The 15318-nt window shown below is 43.1% G+C and carries 15 protein-coding genes; 7 read left to right on the top strand and 8 right to left on the bottom strand.

The genetic code is table 11. The features are described from left to right. Window positions 1-19: 19 nt before the first annotated feature. Both ACIH2S_RS15495 and rlmM read left to right on the top strand, forming a co-directional pair. Entirely contained in the window at window positions 20-415 is a 396-nt protein-coding gene (locus tag ACIH2S_RS15495) for a DUF423 domain-containing protein (RefSeq protein WP_036956331.1), read from the top strand. Continuing rightward, the gene (gene rlmM, locus ACIH2S_RS15490; RefSeq protein ID WP_132496512.1) at window positions 408-1511 is read left to right on the top strand and encodes a 23S rRNA (cytidine(2498)-2'-O)-methyltransferase RlmM; all 1104 of its coding nucleotides are present in this window, start codon (window positions 408-410) and stop codon (window positions 1509-1511) included. Before ACIH2S_RS15495 ends, rlmM begins: the two co-directional genes overlap by 8 nt. A gap of 61 nt (window positions 1512-1572) precedes the next feature. On the opposite strand, the gene xni is transcribed toward rlmM, so the two are convergent. The 3 genes from xni to queF all read right to left on the bottom strand — a co-directional run bounded on the left by xni (window position 1573) and on the right by queF (window position 4689). After that, entirely contained in the window at window positions 1573-2328 is a 756-nt protein-coding gene (gene xni / locus ACIH2S_RS15485; protein ID WP_430247684.1) for a flap endonuclease Xni, read from the bottom strand. 44 nt (window positions 2329-2372) lie between these two features. After that, window positions 2373-3740, bottom strand: a complete 1368-nt coding sequence (ppnN, locus tag ACIH2S_RS15480) for a nucleotide 5'-monophosphate nucleosidase PpnN (RefSeq protein WP_036956334.1) — start codon at window positions 3738-3740, stop codon at window positions 2373-2375. 103 nt (window positions 3741-3843) lie between these two features. Continuing rightward, entirely contained in the window at window positions 3844-4689 is an 846-nt protein-coding gene (gene queF, locus ACIH2S_RS15475; RefSeq protein WP_272535086.1) for an NADPH-dependent 7-cyano-7-deazaguanine reductase QueF, read from the bottom strand. Between the two features lie 158 nt (window positions 4690-4847). On the opposite strand from queF, the gene syd reads away from it, so the two are divergent. Further along, window positions 4848-5408: a SecY-interacting protein gene (syd, locus tag ACIH2S_RS15470; RefSeq protein WP_036956336.1), complete on the top strand. Its 561-nt coding sequence runs from the start codon at window positions 4848-4850 to the stop codon at window positions 5406-5408. A gap of 385 nt (window positions 5409-5793) precedes the next feature. Here syd and ACIH2S_RS15465 read toward each other — a convergent pair whose 3' ends face one another. Then, complete coding sequence (locus tag ACIH2S_RS15465; RefSeq protein WP_349488020.1) at window positions 5794-6690, bottom strand: VirK/YbjX family protein; 897 nt, start codon at window positions 6688-6690, stop codon at window positions 5794-5796. Between the two features lie 248 nt (window positions 6691-6938). On the opposite strand from ACIH2S_RS15465, the gene ACIH2S_RS15460 reads away from it, so the two are divergent. The 3 genes from ACIH2S_RS15460 to ACIH2S_RS15450 are packed head-to-tail and all read left to right on the top strand — an operon-like array spanning window position 6939 to window position 8515. After that, window positions 6939-7277, top strand: a complete 339-nt coding sequence (locus ACIH2S_RS15460) for a YqcC family protein (RefSeq protein ID WP_108478496.1) — start codon at window positions 6939-6941, stop codon at window positions 7275-7277. A gap of 3 nt (window positions 7278-7280) precedes the next feature. Beyond that, window positions 7281-8039 (top strand): tRNA pseudouridine(65) synthase TruC, encoded by a 759-nt coding sequence (gene truC, locus ACIH2S_RS15455; protein ID WP_430247681.1) that lies wholly within the window; start codon window positions 7281-7283, stop codon window positions 8037-8039. Between the two features lie 23 nt (window positions 8040-8062). Beyond that, window positions 8063-8515: a flavodoxin gene (locus ACIH2S_RS15450; RefSeq protein ID WP_036956342.1), complete on the top strand. Its 453-nt coding sequence runs from the start codon at window positions 8063-8065 to the stop codon at window positions 8513-8515. A gap of 62 nt (window positions 8516-8577) precedes the next feature. Here the strand turns inward: ACIH2S_RS15450 and ACIH2S_RS15445 are convergent, their stop codons facing one another. From ACIH2S_RS15445 to map, 4 genes are all read right to left on the bottom strand, one after another. Further along, window positions 8578-8964: a DUF3461 family protein gene (locus tag ACIH2S_RS15445; RefSeq protein WP_036956344.1), complete on the bottom strand. Its 387-nt coding sequence runs from the start codon at window positions 8962-8964 to the stop codon at window positions 8578-8580. A 512-nt stretch (window positions 8965-9476) separates the two neighbouring features. Further along, window positions 9477-10304: a 2,3,4,5-tetrahydropyridine-2,6-dicarboxylate N-succinyltransferase gene (gene dapD / locus ACIH2S_RS15440; RefSeq protein ID WP_036956346.1), complete on the bottom strand. Its 828-nt coding sequence runs from the start codon at window positions 10302-10304 to the stop codon at window positions 9477-9479. A 60-nt stretch (window positions 10305-10364) separates the two neighbouring features. Then, window positions 10365-13004: a bifunctional uridylyltransferase/uridylyl-removing protein GlnD gene (gene glnD / locus ACIH2S_RS15435; protein WP_108478498.1), complete on the bottom strand. Its 2640-nt coding sequence runs from the start codon at window positions 13002-13004 to the stop codon at window positions 10365-10367. 106 nt (window positions 13005-13110) lie between these two features. Beyond that, on the bottom strand, window positions 13111-13908 hold the full coding sequence (gene map / locus ACIH2S_RS15430; RefSeq protein WP_036956350.1) for a type I methionyl aminopeptidase: 798 nt from the start codon (window positions 13906-13908) through the stop codon (window positions 13111-13113). 675 nt (window positions 13909-14583) lie between these two features. Between map and rpsB the strand changes: the two genes are divergently transcribed. Then, on the top strand, window positions 14584-15309 hold the full coding sequence (gene rpsB / locus ACIH2S_RS15425; RefSeq protein ID WP_036956352.1) for a 30S ribosomal protein S2: 726 nt from the start codon (window positions 14584-14586) through the stop codon (window positions 15307-15309). Window positions 15310-15318: the final 9 nt, after the last annotated feature.

Genomic DNA, 15318 nt, shown 5'->3' with positions numbered 1-15318 from the left:
TTAAAACGAAGGTGCTATTGTGAATAGTCGTTTGATGTTAATTTTTGCAGGGATTAGTGGATTTTTTATTGTTGCATTTGGCGCCATTGGCTCTCATGCACTTTCTCCAATTATGAGCGCTCATCAAATGGCTTGGATTGAAACAGGGCTACGTTATCAAATGTTTCATACCGTTGCATTAATGGTGCTGGGTGCGGTATTACTGCGTAAAGTCATTTTGTGGTTCTATTGGGCGGGCGTGTTTTTCTCCGTAGGCATACTTCTTTTTAGCGGTAGCCTTTATTGTATGGCCTTATTGCAGGTAAAATACTTCTCTTATTTTACGCCAATAGGTGGCGTTTGCTTCCTCGTTGGCTGGCTTTTAGTTGTTATTGGCGCTATGCGTCTAAGGAAATCGGCGTCACGCAATGAGTAATAAAATTGCATTATATTGCCGCCCGGGCTTTGAAAAAGAGTGCGCTGCAGAAATTACAGATAAAGCAGGGCAACGCGAAATTTACGGTTTTGCCCGCGTTAAAGAAAATAGCGGTTATGTTATTTTCGAATGTTATCAATCTGAGGATGCAGACATCCTTGCGCGCACGCTTCCATTTCGTGAATTGATTTTTGCTCGCCAAATGTTTGTAGTGGGTGATTTATTAAAAGATTTACCGCCAGAAGATAGAGTCACACCGATTGTGAACGCGCTTAGCCAGCAGGTTGAGAGAGCGGGGGATCTGCGTGTTGAAGTTGCGGATACCAATGAATCAAAAGAATTAATGAAATTCTGCCGTAAATTTACGGTACCTCTGCGTAATGCGTTACGCCAAGAGAAAGTTTTGTTGGCGCAGGAGAACTTTAAGCGCCCAGTCGTCCATGTGTTCTTTATTGCACCGGGATGCTGCTATACCGGTTATTCATATTCGAATAATAGTTCGAATTTCTATATGGGTATTCCGCGCTTGAAGTTCCCATCGGATGCACCAAGCCGTTCGACGTTAAAGCTGGAAGAGGCTTTCCATGTGTTTATTCCTTATGAAGAGTGGGATGAGCGTTTAGCGAGTGGTATGAAAGCAGTGGATTTAGGCGCATGCCCGGGAGGATGGACTTACCAGCTCGTCAAACGCAGCATGATGGTGGAAGCGGTAGATAATGGTCCAATGGCGGAAAGCCTGATGAATACAGGGCAAGTTCGCCATCACCGTGAAGATGGTTTTAAATTTAAGCCAACCTCTCAAAATATCACGTGGCTAGTGTGTGATATGGTGGAAAAACCAGCCAAGGTTGCTGCATTAATGACTCAGTGGCTGCAAGAAGGCTGGTGCCGCGAGACCATTTTTAACTTGAAGCTGCCGATGAAAAAACGCTATGAAGAAGTGGCGCATATTCTGGAAAAAATGAAAGCTCAGCTGAAAGAGAATGGTATCAATGTTCTGATCCAAGCGAAACAGCTTTACCATGACCGTGAAGAAGTTACTGTGCATGTACAACGTGTTTGGTCTGCAAACCCAATGGCGCGTGAATATTATTAAGTTAAAGCTAGATTGGTTTGAATAGCAAAAGGTCACTGTGAAGTGACCTTTTTTGTGCCTGCTATTTAGCTTGATAGCGCAACTGATTCAAATTACCTTTCAAGGCAATGTCTGTTTTTAATGTGGCAATATCGCGGCAGATAAGCGCAATTTCTTGTCGGTTAATTAGTTTTTTCTGCCACTTCTCTTCAAGAGCGTCAAAGTTGGCGTACAAATTTTCAATAGTTTGGAATCGCTGAAGTAACTCAGTGGCACTTTTGGCGCCAATCCCTGCAACTCCCGGAACTTTACTGCTACTGATCCCCGCTAAACCCCAGTAGTCAGGTAGTTGTTCAGGCTTGACTCCAAATTCATTCTCGATGAAAGGTACGTCCAACCAACGTTTTTGAAAGTAGTCACGGATACGCAGGTTTGGAGAGAGTAGCTGGCAGTAACCTTTATCAGTAGAGACGATGGTGACGGTATGCCCAGAATCGGCAATACGTTTAGCGAGAGTGGCGGCTAAATCATCGGCTTCATCACCTTCAGATTGCCAGCAATGAATACCACTTTCTTCAAACTGAGCAACGAGTTGAGGTAACTCAGCTTGTAAGTTTTCAGGCATAGGCTGACGCCCTGCTTTATAGTCAGGCAGTTTTTCATGACGCCAACTATGGTGGCGACCTTCTTCATCAAATACTGCCACAATATGGGTGGCGTTAGTGTGGTTAATCAATTGAGAAATAGCGGATAAACAGGTTTCTCCACATGGGCTCCCCTGAACCGCGTGGATACGTCGAATTAAGTTTAAAGCATCAATAATTAATAAATGGATCATAAGCCGTTTGGTCGTTAAACGCGCCTTCCTTGGCGCGTAGGTGATTATTTCACAATTTCATAGCAAGGTTCGTAAGCGGTGCCACCCGGCAACTTCATACGATGCTGTTTCACGAAACCTTGGAGTAAAATGTCCATGCGTTTCATGATGTCGCTATCCCCATGAATTTTGAAAGGACCATGTTTTTCAATCGCTTTCATACCGACTTCTTTTACGTTACCCGCGACAATTCCAGAGAAAGCACGGCGTAAATCGGAAGCCAGTTTTTCTGGGGATTGACCCGGATGCAGATTCAGTGACGCCATATTTTCATGAGTCGGTTCAAACGGATGCTGTAGCTCAGGGGCGATTTTAATCGACCAGTTGAAGCTGTATGCATCACCCGTATTACGACGGCTCTCTTTCACTGCAGACATGCCTTTTTTCATCACGCGTGCCACTTCTTGTGGGTTGTCGATAATGATTTGGTAATGTTTGCTCGCTTCATCTCCCAGAGTATGGCGAATAAAATCATCAAGAACAGAGAAGTATTCCGCACTTTCTTTTGGTCCAGTCAGGACTAATGGCAGCACTTGCTCGGTATTTTCAGGATCCATCATAATACCCAACAGATAAAGCAGCTCTTCTGCGGTTCCCACGCCACCAGGGAAAATAATGATCCCGTGGGCTAAACGGACAAATGCCTCAAGACGTTTTTCAATGTCTGGCATGATGATCAGTTCATTAACTAATGGGTTAGGTGGCTCAGCCGCGATGATGGATGGCTCAGTTAACCCGATAAAACGGCTATCTTTATAACGCTGTTGAGCATGACCTACCGCTGCACCTTTCATTGGCGCTTCCATAGCTCCCGGTCCACAACCGGTGCAGATGTTCAGTTCACGCAAGCCTAGTTCATTACCGACTTTACGACCATACAGGTATTCATTTTCATTAATGGAGTGTCCACCCCAGCACACGATCATATTCGGATCTTCACCAATATGTAGCGCACGGGCGTTACGTAAGATGGAAAAGATCATATTAGTGAGGTGAGTGCTATTTTCTAAATCGAGATGGAACTGTTGTTTAGCATTAGTGATTTGAGCGTGAACAAACAAAATATCGCGCAGTACGGCAAACAAGTTCGCTTGTAATGAGCGAATGATTTTACCGTCAACGAACGCTTTTTCTGGCGGGTTAATAAGCTCTAATTTGATACCACGTTCACGACGTAAAATGTTGATATCAAAACCTGCACTTTTTTCTAAAAGCTCTTTACTGCTGTCAGTTAAGCTTCCTGAATGTAATACCGCTAAGGAGCAGTTTCGATATAGCTGATACAAATGGCTGCTCGCCGTACGTTTCAGCATATCGACTTCAAGCTGAGACAATAGATCCATAGATCCTAATGGACTGATATGAGTAATCAAGTAACACTCCTTTGCCCAATTGGGCTCTTGACGCGTGAATTACATTGAAAATGATTTAAATAGCATTCTCTTAAATTACACTGATTTTCAATTTAGTAGGTACTTATTGCCGTGCCAAACGACCCGTGTCAGGCTCGAATTGTGCATTACTTCGCCATGGGTTGATATCAAGCCCACCTCGGCGAGTATAGCGTGCATACACCGATAATTTTTCTGGTTTGCACAGTATTGTTATGTCGTTGAAAATGCGCTCCACGCACTGTTCGTGGAATTCATTATGATGACGAAATGAGACGAGGTAACGTAATAACGCTTCACGGTCAATTTTCGGACCACGATAATGAATTTGTACTGAGCCCCAATCAGGTTGATTGGTAATCAAGCAATTTGATTTCAATAGATGGCTGACGAGGGTTTCTTCGACAACCTCTGGTTGAGTGCAATCGACCAAATAGTCGCGATTAAATTCATAGTTATCGATGTCAATCTCTTGCTCATCAATACAGACACCTTGGAATTGGTGAATGGCTTGCTGAGTAAAGTCATCAAGTTTATAAAGTGTAACCTTAACCTCGCCATTAGCACAGCGGCTTAGGTCATTTTGCAAAACGCTTCGCACATTTTCCCACGTTTCGAAGCGAGTCTGATTGAAACTATTGAGATAAAGCTTGAAGCTTTTTGATTCCACCAAGTTTTCACTTGTGGCATCTACACTGACGGAGCCTATCGCTACTTGAGGAACACCACGGGTATTTAGCCAAGAGAGTTCATACAGTGTCCAAATATCGGCGCCGTGGAATGGCAGTGTATCAGCATGAATATCCAAAGGATCGCGATTAAGGCTACGCGGCACCGCTTGCAATAAAGCGGCATCATATTGGTCATGATAAGCCGTCTTTTTCCCGAGAGTTAAATTATCGAGAGCGGGGTTATTTTGATAGTGAGACATAGTGATCCTTATCTTTTCGGCGTGTCAGTGCTGAACATTGGCAAACTGAGTGCATTTTATTCGTTTGTTAACTTCTGTCATAATACCACTTATCCATAATATTGAGCCTGCCAATTTGAATTGGTTTTAATAATGTTATTTCTCACAATTGAAAAACGATGAATACAATAATCTCTGATTTAATTAAAAATTTTACCAGCCAGTATGTGGCTAAGTGGCAAGAAGCTACGGGACTTCCACCGGTGTCTGCTGAGCTGTATGGGGTACCTTCTCCTTGCATCGTTCGTACTGGTGATGATGTGGTTTATTGGGAGCCTAAGCCGTTTCCATTAGAAGAGAAAAGTTTAAATAACGTCGCTAATGCGCTAGATCTCCAATTACAGGACGATATTCACGCTTTTTATACCACTCAGTTAGCTGGAGATATGAGCGCGACGTTGGGTGACTTATCATTGAATTTGGTGCAAGTGTGGAGCGAAGAGGACTTTATTCGCTTACAGGAAAACTTGATTGGGCATTTGGTGACTCAAAAGCGCTTAAAGTTACCGCCAACGCTGTTTATTGCCACATTAGACTCTGAATTAGAAATGATTTCTATGTGTAATTTAACAGGGGAAATTATTGTTGAAACGTTTGGGAGCAAGCAACGACAAGTTATTGCAGAAAATCTTGCGAGCTTTATTCAACAACTGAAGCCCGTTATATCATCTCAGGGGTAAGTGATTTATGGCATGGTGCTGTAGGTTATCGCCTACAATTTGGTTAAGCCATATCTTAATAATTTTTCACATCATCGAAATGAGAACTATTTAACTTTTAATTTCATAGCGTTACTATCCATTTTAAGTTTTTTATCATTTTTTGAATCATCAGAATGTAGAACACTAGGTTGTTTGCTTAATGGATTTAATACATTCTTATCGGGCTGGACAGGGTAGTTGTTTAGCTTTTTTACATATAAAAAACAAGGAAATGGATAACCTGGCAGAGCGGTTGGTCTGCTAAATTTTTATCTAACAGGATGTTAGGCGGCAGGAAGTCGCATTGCAGGATGCAAGTCAATTGATAGATAAGTAGCCAGTTAGTTTTAACTGGCTACTTTTTTTATTTCTGAGCTGAGTTTGAATATTGGGTGAGGGACTCAATAATATTTTGGGACATGGCTTCTCTCAGTGCTTCGCGCTTACGGAATTCGGAACGTCTCTGGCTTTTCACTGATTCGATATCACGCATTGGCTCTTGAAGTGGTAATTGATACCAACCTTCGGCATTTAAAACGCCGCCACACTCTTCCCAAAAAGTATCGTAGCTAGATTTTAAATGCTGGCTTTTGATATGGCTATTATTTGAAATCCCGAGAATAGATTTGATTTGGAAATAAGCAGCTACCGCATAAATAGCAGACATTAAAAGATTTTTAGGCCTCATTGCATGCATCTGTTTCGTAATGGATTTCACTTGCTCTACGCTCTGCTCTGTCGATGGCCCTTGTAGGGAACAGACATAAAGCTGACCTTGTTCACCAAATGAAAAGCTCATCAAATAGATTTCATCACCCGTTTCATTGAGTAAATGGATGGAGAGATCGCCTTCACGTGGATATTGAGAATAGATCATTTTTAATTGGGCAAAATCACCGGATTTTAGCTCAATATTCGCGACCGTTAAGCCGTCTCGTTTATCCGAAAACATGGCGGTGATAGCTTCAGGCGTAAAGGTTTTTTCAATTAAATCTAACGTATAGCTTGCAGTGGATAATTTCTGTTTACCACTCCACGTTTTATGCAGGTATTTGTTAATCGGTCGCTCAATAAATTGAGGTACGCCATCGATGGTCGCTGATAGCAGGGCGCTTTGGTATGTATCGCACATCGATTGATATTGCTGATATTGTTGTGAAGGCAACTTAGCAATGCGGATCTTTCTTTTTAGCTGTACGTATTTGTTCGTGAAAGATTTCCATGTCTTGTTTTGTTGACGCCACTGTTTTAATAGTCCCATAGATAAACCATCTTTATGTTAATAATGAAAAAAGCAAACTGTGTAGAAAAACATTCAATAATAAAGGCAGAATATACAACGAATGATAAACAATCATTAATTGTTTTAGTCAATGTGAATAAATGGACGTAGATACATAATTTGGCGACGCATGATTGTTTTTTGCTTGTCTCATCCCCATGTTTGCGACAACACTGTGTCCAAAAATACGGTATATTTTGAATTATTATCTTTGAATAGGTTTTAGTATGAATATTGAGCAGCGCATCCTTGAGAAACTCAGTCATCTTGAAATAGAGATGAGAGCCAAATCCTTATGGGAAGAGGTTCCGCCAAGTCCAGACGCGTTTGAGAGTGTGGAACCTTTTGCCATCGATACGATGGAAGCCGCCCAATGGCTGCAGTGGATTTTAATCCCTCGACTGACAGCAATGATTGATCAAGGTGCCATGTTGCCGAGCAATTTTGCTATCGCACCGTATTTTGAAGAGATCTACAAAGACGACGAAGAAGGGCGCTTTATTGCATTCCTCGATCATTTGCGTGAGTTAGATAGCTACTTTCAATTCACCGTGATAGGCGAATAACGGATGCTGGATATTATCTACCAAGATGAGTATGTGGTTGCTGTTAATAAACCAGCAGGTATGTTGGTGCATCGCAGTTGGCTCGACAGCAAAGAGACGGTGTTTGTGATGCAAACACTGCGTGACCAAATTGGGCAGCATGTTTTCCCAATCCACCGTCTTGATAGACCAACATCGGGTGTGTTGTTGTTTGCATTATCCAGTGAAGTAGCAAGGTCACTCGCCGAGCAGTTTGAGCAGCATACCATGGAAAAAGTGTACCATGCGATTGTGCGGGGCTACGTTACAGAAGGGGATAGATTAGATTATCCGTTACTTGAGGAACTCGACAAAATTGCGGATAAACACGCCACTAAAGAGCCTCGGTTACAAGAGTGTGTCACCCATTATAAACCCTTGGCGACAGTCGAGTGTCCAGTGGCAATTGGGCGTTATGATACAGCGCGTTTTAGCCTTGTTGAGCTTAAGCCTGAAACTGGACGCAAACACCAATTAAGACGTCATATGTCCCATTTACGTCATCCCATTATTGGGGATAGTAAACATGGAGATTTACGTCAAAACCGCGGTGTGAGTGAGCATTTTTCAGTCTCTCGCTTGATGCTGCACGCTAGCCAGCTAATATTTATTCACCCTATAACAGAAGAAAAAATATCGTTAGTCGCGGCATGGGATGCACAATGGCTATCATTAGTTGAACAATTTGGATGGGGTAATACTGTCTCAAAGCTCGATATTAATGTGATTGATTATCCTGTTTGATAGATTTTTATAAGGAGGACGTAGTGTCCAAAATCGGAATTTTTGTCGGAACAGTGTATGGCAACGCATTAGCGGTTGCGGAAGTGGCGCAAGAGATCTTCGAACAGCAAGGTCATGAAGTGGCAGTGTTTGAGGAGCCAACGCTAGCGGATTGGCAAGTCTATAATGCGGGGGAAGGCGTTGCTCTGGTGATCACTTCCACTACCGGACAAGGTGATATTCCCGATACCATTGCGCCTCTTTTTTATGAAATTAAAGATGTTGTCGGCTATCAGCCTGAATTGAAATATGGCGTGATTGCCTTAGGTGATAGCAGCTATGAGAACTTCTGCGGAGCGGGTAAACAGTTTGATGAGTTATTAGCTGAGCAATCTGGCAGCCGTATTGGCGATGTGTTGTTTATTGATGCCACTGAAGTGGAAGAGCCGGAAGAGTTCGCCAAAGTGTGGTTACAATCTTGGGCGGATTTGCTGTAAATCGCGAGCCTTATGCATCTGCACTGTAAACAGGTCGGCTTACAGTGCAGTGAGGAATTGGACTATTTACGAGTAAGTTTCTCGAGATCCGCTTCAATTTCTGCGATTTTATTGGACACAACGTGTTCTAAATGACGGAGGTCATCCAAAATTTTGTGTTTTAAATCAACATCTGTTTGGTCGTTTTGACAAATTTGGTCTAGTTCTTCAATCACATAACGTAAGTTAGTATTGATTTCGTTAATTTCTTTGAAGTTGTTGCTGCCATCAGTTGCTGCAACAGTTTTACGCTGGCGTGGGTACTTAAATTTTACGCTTTTAGCGAAAAACTCGCCTTTATCTTTGCGAAAGTAAATTTTTAAAATATCGTTATTAGCTTCTTGGCGCAGGGAATAGCGGTCGATATCTTGCGGATTGCTGATACCTAAACTTTTCAAATTATCGTACATGTTAGCTCGCTTAATCGTAAGGGACTGTGTCGATGACTTTTAGGGTTATAAATAAGGGCTATAAACAAGGCAGTCTCTTTTTATAACCATTTACTGAGCCCTAATTGCTTATAAAATGATGAGTTACAAAACAACCATCTAATAATAGCAGCTAATTGACCAAGGGCTGTAAATTCTCGGTCATATTATGCGCGATTAATCCAGTTTGACCAACCTCTGTTTGTAATAGAATCTGCTTTATTATTTGCGTTATCTATCTATAACCCAGAGGCTTCTGCTGACTTAACGAGAGATTTATGCTTGAGGTGCAGGATTTTCCATTGTGAATCAATAGATCAGCGGAGCAATGACTCAATGGGACACTCGGCTACCCGATTCGCTGATGGACATGCGCTTCGGGGTAGCTTCGCGTTTTACACCTTACAACCCTTAAACTATAAGGGGAGGTGAGAGAGTTTAGAATTTGATTAGTAATTGATTCGGTAACTTACAAGTAAGTCACTGATCTATACTTACTCATCAATACTTCTTAATAACTCATTGATACCGACTTTACCGCGGGTTTTTTCATCGACTTTTTTCACGATCACGGCGCAGTACAGGCTGTAGCTACCATCTTTGGACGGTAAGTTGCCAGAAACAACAACGGAGCCCGCAGGTACGCGACCATAGAAGATTTCACCCGTTTCACGGTCATAGATCTTGGTGCTTTGACCCAGATAAACGCCCATAGAAATCACGGAACCTTCTTCAACAATCACGCCTTCAACCACTTCAGAACGTGCGCCGATAAAGCAGTTATCTTCGATAATTGTTGGGTTTGCTTGTAATGGCTCTAGAACACCACCGATGCCGACGCCACCAGAAAGGTGAACGTTTTTACCAATTTGGGCACAAGAACCGACTGTTGCCCATGTATCAACCATTGTTCCTTCATCAACATACGCACCGATGTTGACGTAAGATGGCATCAATACACTGTTTTTGGCGATATAAGCCCCTTGGCGTACGGCTGCTGGTGGAACAACACGGAAGCCTTCACGTTCAAAGCGAGCTTTGTCGTAATCTGCAAATTTCATTGGAACTTTATCAAAATAGCGGCTTTCAGCGCCTTCGATGACTTGGTTATCATGAATACGGAAAGATAATAAAACTGCTTTTTTCAGCCACTGGTGAGTGACCCAAACACCCGCAATTTTTTCTGCAACACGCAGTTTACCGCTATCTAATAAAGCGATGGTTTCCATCACGGCTTGTTTGACTGTTGGCGTGACAGTATTCGGGGTAATGGATGCGCGATCTTCGAATGCTTGCTCAATAATTGTTTGTAATTGTTGCATTAATGCTGTTTCTCCTTCAATGATTCTCAGTCAGGTAACATGCCATAAATTAGACTGGCACTATATTTTATCCTTCGATTTAAGGGCTTCTGTCAACCTTTCTGATAACTCTTGTTGCATATTTTTATCTAACGCTTTGTGTTCTCTATCTGCCAATACAAAAAAGTCTTCTACTTTTTCGCCAATAGTCGTGATGCGGGCGCCATATAAAGAAATCTCCATTTGAGCGAAAATGTGCCCCACTTTGGCGAGCAATCCGGGTTGGTCAAGCGCGAATAACTCCATGTAGGTACGACGGTCATTATTGGAGTGTAGAAAATTCACTTTGGTTGGTACGCTGAAATGACGTAGCTTCGCAGGGAGAGTTCGCGGTTTTGGTAATGGAATTTCAGGTTGTTGAACTGCCAGTAACAGCGCCTTACGAATGTGTTCATATCTATCTTTCGAAAGTGGCGAGCCATTAGGTTCGAGTACCACGAAAGTATCCATCGCCATATTATCTTTATTAGTAAAAATTTGAGCGCTATGAATGCTGAGGTTGCGTCTATCCAGCTCACTGGCAACGGCTGCAAATAAATGCGCTTTGTCGTGGCACCAGATAAAAATTTCTGTTCCGCCATGTTTCGGTTGAGTACTGATTAACACCAAAGGCTGGGTTAAATCATGTTTGAGCAGGTGATTGGCGTGCCAAGCCAGTTGAGTCGGCGTGTGGCGCAAGAAATAATCCGCATGGCAGCGTGACCACAGAGTGTTGAGCTGCTCTTCATCGATGTGCGATTGTCGAAGTAGCGATAGCGCTTGGTAACGATGATGACGAATGCGTTCACGAAGATCGGGCGTGCTTTGCATGCCTTGGTTGAGTTGATGTTCGGTAGAAAGATAAAGCTCACGGATCAAACTTTGCTTCCAGCTATTCCATAACGTGCTGTTGGTGGCACAAATATCGGCAACGGTTAGGCACATCAGGTAATTCAAGCGCGCTGTCGATTTAACTTCCCCGGCAAACTGTTTGATCACATCCGGGTCTTGAATATCTCGGCGCTGGGCGGTCACGGACATCAATAAGTGATTTTTCACCAGCCATGCGACAAGCTCGGCATCTTTGGTTGTAAAATCATGTTGAAGAGCAAATTCATAGACAAATTCAGCACCGAGATCGGAGTGATCCCCTGAGCGCCCTTTGGCAATATCATGAAACATCGCCGCTAAGCGTAACAGCTCTGGCTGTAAAATCTTAGGATAAACACTGACACATAGCGGGTGCTCTCGGCGGTTCTCTTCCTGAGTGAAACTGTCGATTTTTTGCAGAACGCGAATGGTATGTTCATCTACGGTATAGGCGTGGAACAGGTCGAACTGCATTTGCCCGACAATATTGCTCCAAAATGGCGTATAGGCGCTGAGAACACTGTGTAAGTGCATCGGGACAAAAGCCCCTTTGATAGCTCTTGGATGGCGCAAAATTTTGACAAACATGCGGCGAGCTTCAGGAATTTCGCATAAGGGGACTTTCAGATCGCGCCGTGCAAAGCGTAATTGACGTAATGTGGTGGAGTAGATCCCTTCAATATTGGGGTTGCGAGCCATTTGATAAAACATTTTCAAAATAGCGTCTGGCTGCTTAATAAACAGCATTTCGTCAATCACATCGATTAAGTTGCCACGCAGTTGAAAATATTCATCAATAGGGCGCGGTTTTTCATTAGGATTTAATGCCAAGATAGCTTCATCAAACAGTTGCAGCAGCATTTGATTTAATTCCCTGACTCGGCGAGTGACGCGATAGAAATCTTTCATCATGCGCTCGACAGGTTGGTTCCGTTCGCCGGTGTAACCTAATGATTGTGCAACACTAAATTGACGGTCAAACAGTAGACGGTTGTCATAGCGCTTGACCACTAAATGCAAGGCAAAGCGGATTTTCCATAAAAATGATAAACACTCTTTAAGCTCTTGGCGTTCTTCTTCGGTGAGGAAACCAAAGCCAACCATTTCATCGACGGTTGTCGCACCAAAATGACGGCGGCCTACCCACAGTAAGGTATGAATATCCCGTAATCCGCCGGGGCTGCTTTTAATATCTGGCTCTAAGTTGTAGCTAGTGCTGTGATAACGCTGATGGCGTTCTTGTTGTTCGGTTAGTTTCGCGGCAAAAAAGGTCGCGGATGGCCAAAAGTCATCACTAAAAATAGTTTTCTGTAAGCTTAAGAATAGGGCGATGTCACCACATATTAAGCGCGATTCAATCAGATTGGTCGCCGTGGTTAAGTCTTGTTTTCCTGCTTGAATGCACTCTTCCAATGAGCGAACACTGTGCCCGATATCAAAACGCAAATCCCACAGTAAGGTAATGAACTGACCGACTTTAGTGGCAATCTCTTCAGGAAGCGGTTGCTGGCTGAGAATTAAAATGTCAATGTCTGATAGCGGGTGTAGCTCATGACGACCATAGCCTCCGACGGCAATCAACGACATCTCTGAACATTGGTCAAAATGGTAACTCTGCCAAAGCTTGGTGAGTAAGGCATCAAGATAGTCACTGCGGGCGCGGAGTAAATCCACGACATTTTGCCCTTGGTGAAATGCAGATTCTAACCAAGCATCAAATTGATCAACATGTTGCCGAAGCGTTGAGAGTTCAAGATCGGAAGGCTGGAATTGAGTGGGAGATAAATAGCTGTTTGAAGGTGCCGTCATCATCATCTGTCCGTGTTGAGAGCCATACAGAAATTATGATCAGCTTACGTTTTTTTAGGGGGGATGAACAGAAAAACTAAGCTCCCCCAAGGAGGAGCTTGAAATACGATTATTCGTTGATCAGAACCGCAGAAATAAATGGCTCTTCTTCTTTACGCAGAGTTAAAATTTCACAGCCGTTGTCAGTCACCGCTAAGGTGTGCTCGTACTGTGCAGACCAACCACGGTCTTTAGTTTTGACTGTCCAGCCGTCTTTCATGGTACGAATACGGAAATCACCGGTATTTACCATTGGTTCGATAGTGAAGGTCATGCCTTTTTGCAGCACAACGCCGCTGTCATCTGCATCATAATGCAGCACTTGTGGCTCCTCGTGGAAACCTTCACCGATGCCGTGACCGCAATATTCGCGAACTACTGACAGGTCTTGTTTCTCAACAAACTCTTGAATGGCTTTACCGATAGTGCGTAAACGGATACCTGGTTTAACCATGCGGATTGCCAGATACAGACTCTCTTGAGTCACTTGGCACAGGCGCTCACCTTGGATAGTCGGTTTACCGACGATGAACATTTTAGAAGTATCGCCGTGGAAGCCATTTTTGATGACAGTGACGTCGATGTTAACCACATCACCATCTTTCAGAATTTTATCGTCACTTGGAATACCGTGGCAGATAACATCATTCACGGAAATACAAACAGACTTAGGGAAACCATGGTAGTCAAGGCAGGCTGGGATCGCTTGTTGTTGCTCAACAATGTGTTTGTGGCAAAGGCGATCCAATTCACCTGTACTGACTCCCGGCACAACATGCGGTGCGATCATTTCTAACACTTCAGCTGCTAGGCGACCAGCAACACGCATTTTCTGAATATCTTCTTCAGTTTTGATAATAATAGCCATGAGTTCAGTCCATATATGTCAGCAAGGAATTTGCGACATGTTAAAAAAAGGGTTTGGAAATGGGCAATTGTTGCGACATTTTTACCGTTGATGCTGAGTATGGTAACAGTCACCGCATTTTCTGCCAACTAGTAGGCGATATGTTTAGATGCCCACAGTTAGATTAAAAACAGATAATGGAGCACAGGGTAAGCCAAGCCTTAGGCGTGGTTTGTTCAAATTGAGCTTTCTAGAGCACAATTTGTCAAAAGTGCCAGTCGATTTTTGATTGTGAATTTTTTGCCTTGACCATTTTTCGCTATCGCTTTGTTGTTGCTCCATATTTGCACGGAGGCTCTTTTGTGACGGGCAAAATTCATTGATATTTGAATAATACACTTAGTTTTTATCAGCGAAAAAAACAACAATTATTGGATTACAACTGCATTTTATGGTATAAAGCGCGCCGGCAATCCATATTTTTCTCTTTATCTCATTTTTTAATCTAATTTGGATTAGTGAGTGAATCTTAAAGGCATCGATTGGATGTGCGTAAATTAAAACTCAATTGTGTAATAACACACACGAATCGGCACGTGCGCCGGGGTGCTCTTATGCGTTTAGACGCAGCTATAGAGTCGGTAGCATGGGATTCGTGGAGGCATAACCCCAATTACTTATATACAGAGGTATAAAATGGCAACTGTTTCCATGCGCGATATGTTACAAGCGGGCGTTCACTTTGGTCACCAGACTCGTTACTGGAACCCTAAAATGAAACCTTTCATTTTCGGCGCTCGTAACAAAGTTCATATCATCAACTTGGAAAAGACTGTTCCAATGTTCAACGAAGCTCTGGCTGAGTTGACTAAAATTGCTTCTCGTAAAGGCAAGATTCTGTTTGTTGGTACTAAACGTGCTGCAAGCGAAGCCGTTCAAGAAGCTGCTGGAAGCTGTGATCAATATTTCGTAAACCACCGTTGGTTAGGTGGGATGCTGACTAACTGGAAAACTGTTCGTCAGTCAATCAAACGTCTGAAAGATCTGGAAGTTCAGTCACAAGACGGTACTTTCGACAAACTGACCAAGAAAGAAGCGCTGATGCGTACTCGTGAACTTGGTAAGTTAGAAAACAGCTTAGGCGGTATCAAAGATATGGGCGGTTTACCAGACGCTCTGTTCGTTATCGATGCAGACCACGAACACATTGCTATCAAAGAAGCTAACAACCTGGGTATCCCAGTATTCGCTATCGTTGATACTAACTCTGATCCAGACGGTATCGACTTCGTTATCCCTGGTAACGACGATGCAATCCGTGCAATCAAACTGTATCTGGGCGCTGTTGCAAACACCGTTCGTGAAGGTCGTTCACAAGATCTGGCTGTTCAAGCAGAAGAAAGCTTAGTAGAAGCTGAATAATAAGGCAAA

The organism is Providencia lanzhouensis (genome assembly GCF_050469745.1).
Lineage (GTDB): Bacteria > Pseudomonadota > Gammaproteobacteria > Enterobacterales > Enterobacteriaceae > Providencia > Providencia lanzhouensis.
Note: the sequence above shows the minus strand (reverse complement) of the source record. Positions and strands in the feature narration are given on the sequence as shown.

Coding starts and splice junctions, on each gene's coding strand:
- rlmM (WP_132496512.1), top strand. CDS start 408: ATGAGTAATAAAATTGCATTATATTGCCGCCCGGGCTTTGAAAAAGAG.
- xni (WP_430247684.1), bottom strand. CDS start 2,328: ATGATCCATTTATTAATTATTGATGCTTTAAACTTAATTCGACGTATC.
- queF (WP_272535086.1), bottom strand. CDS start 4,689: ATGTCTCACTATCAAAATAACCCCGCTCTCGATAATTTAACTCTCGGG.
- syd (WP_036956336.1), top strand. CDS start 4,848: ATGAATACAATAATCTCTGATTTAATTAAAAATTTTACCAGCCAGTAT.
- ACIH2S_RS15465 (WP_349488020.1), bottom strand. CDS start 6,690: ATGGGACTATTAAAACAGTGGCGTCAACAAAACAAGACATGGAAATCT.
- ACIH2S_RS15460 (WP_108478496.1), top strand. CDS start 6,939: ATGAATATTGAGCAGCGCATCCTTGAGAAACTCAGTCATCTTGAAATA.
- truC (WP_430247681.1), top strand. CDS start 7,281: ATGCTGGATATTATCTACCAAGATGAGTATGTGGTTGCTGTTAATAAA.
- ACIH2S_RS15445 (WP_036956344.1), bottom strand. CDS start 8,964: ATGTACGATAATTTGAAAAGTTTAGGTATCAGCAATCCGCAAGATATC.
- dapD (WP_036956346.1), bottom strand. CDS start 10,304: ATGCAACAATTACAAACAATTATTGAGCAAGCATTCGAAGATCGCGCA.
- glnD (WP_108478498.1), bottom strand. CDS start 13,004: ATGATGACGGCACCTTCAAACAGCTATTTATCTCCCACTCAATTCCAG.
- map (WP_036956350.1), bottom strand. CDS start 13,908: ATGGCTATTATTATCAAAACTGAAGAAGATATTCAGAAAATGCGTGTT.
- rpsB (WP_036956352.1), top strand. CDS start 14,584: ATGGCAACTGTTTCCATGCGCGATATGTTACAAGCGGGCGTTCACTTT.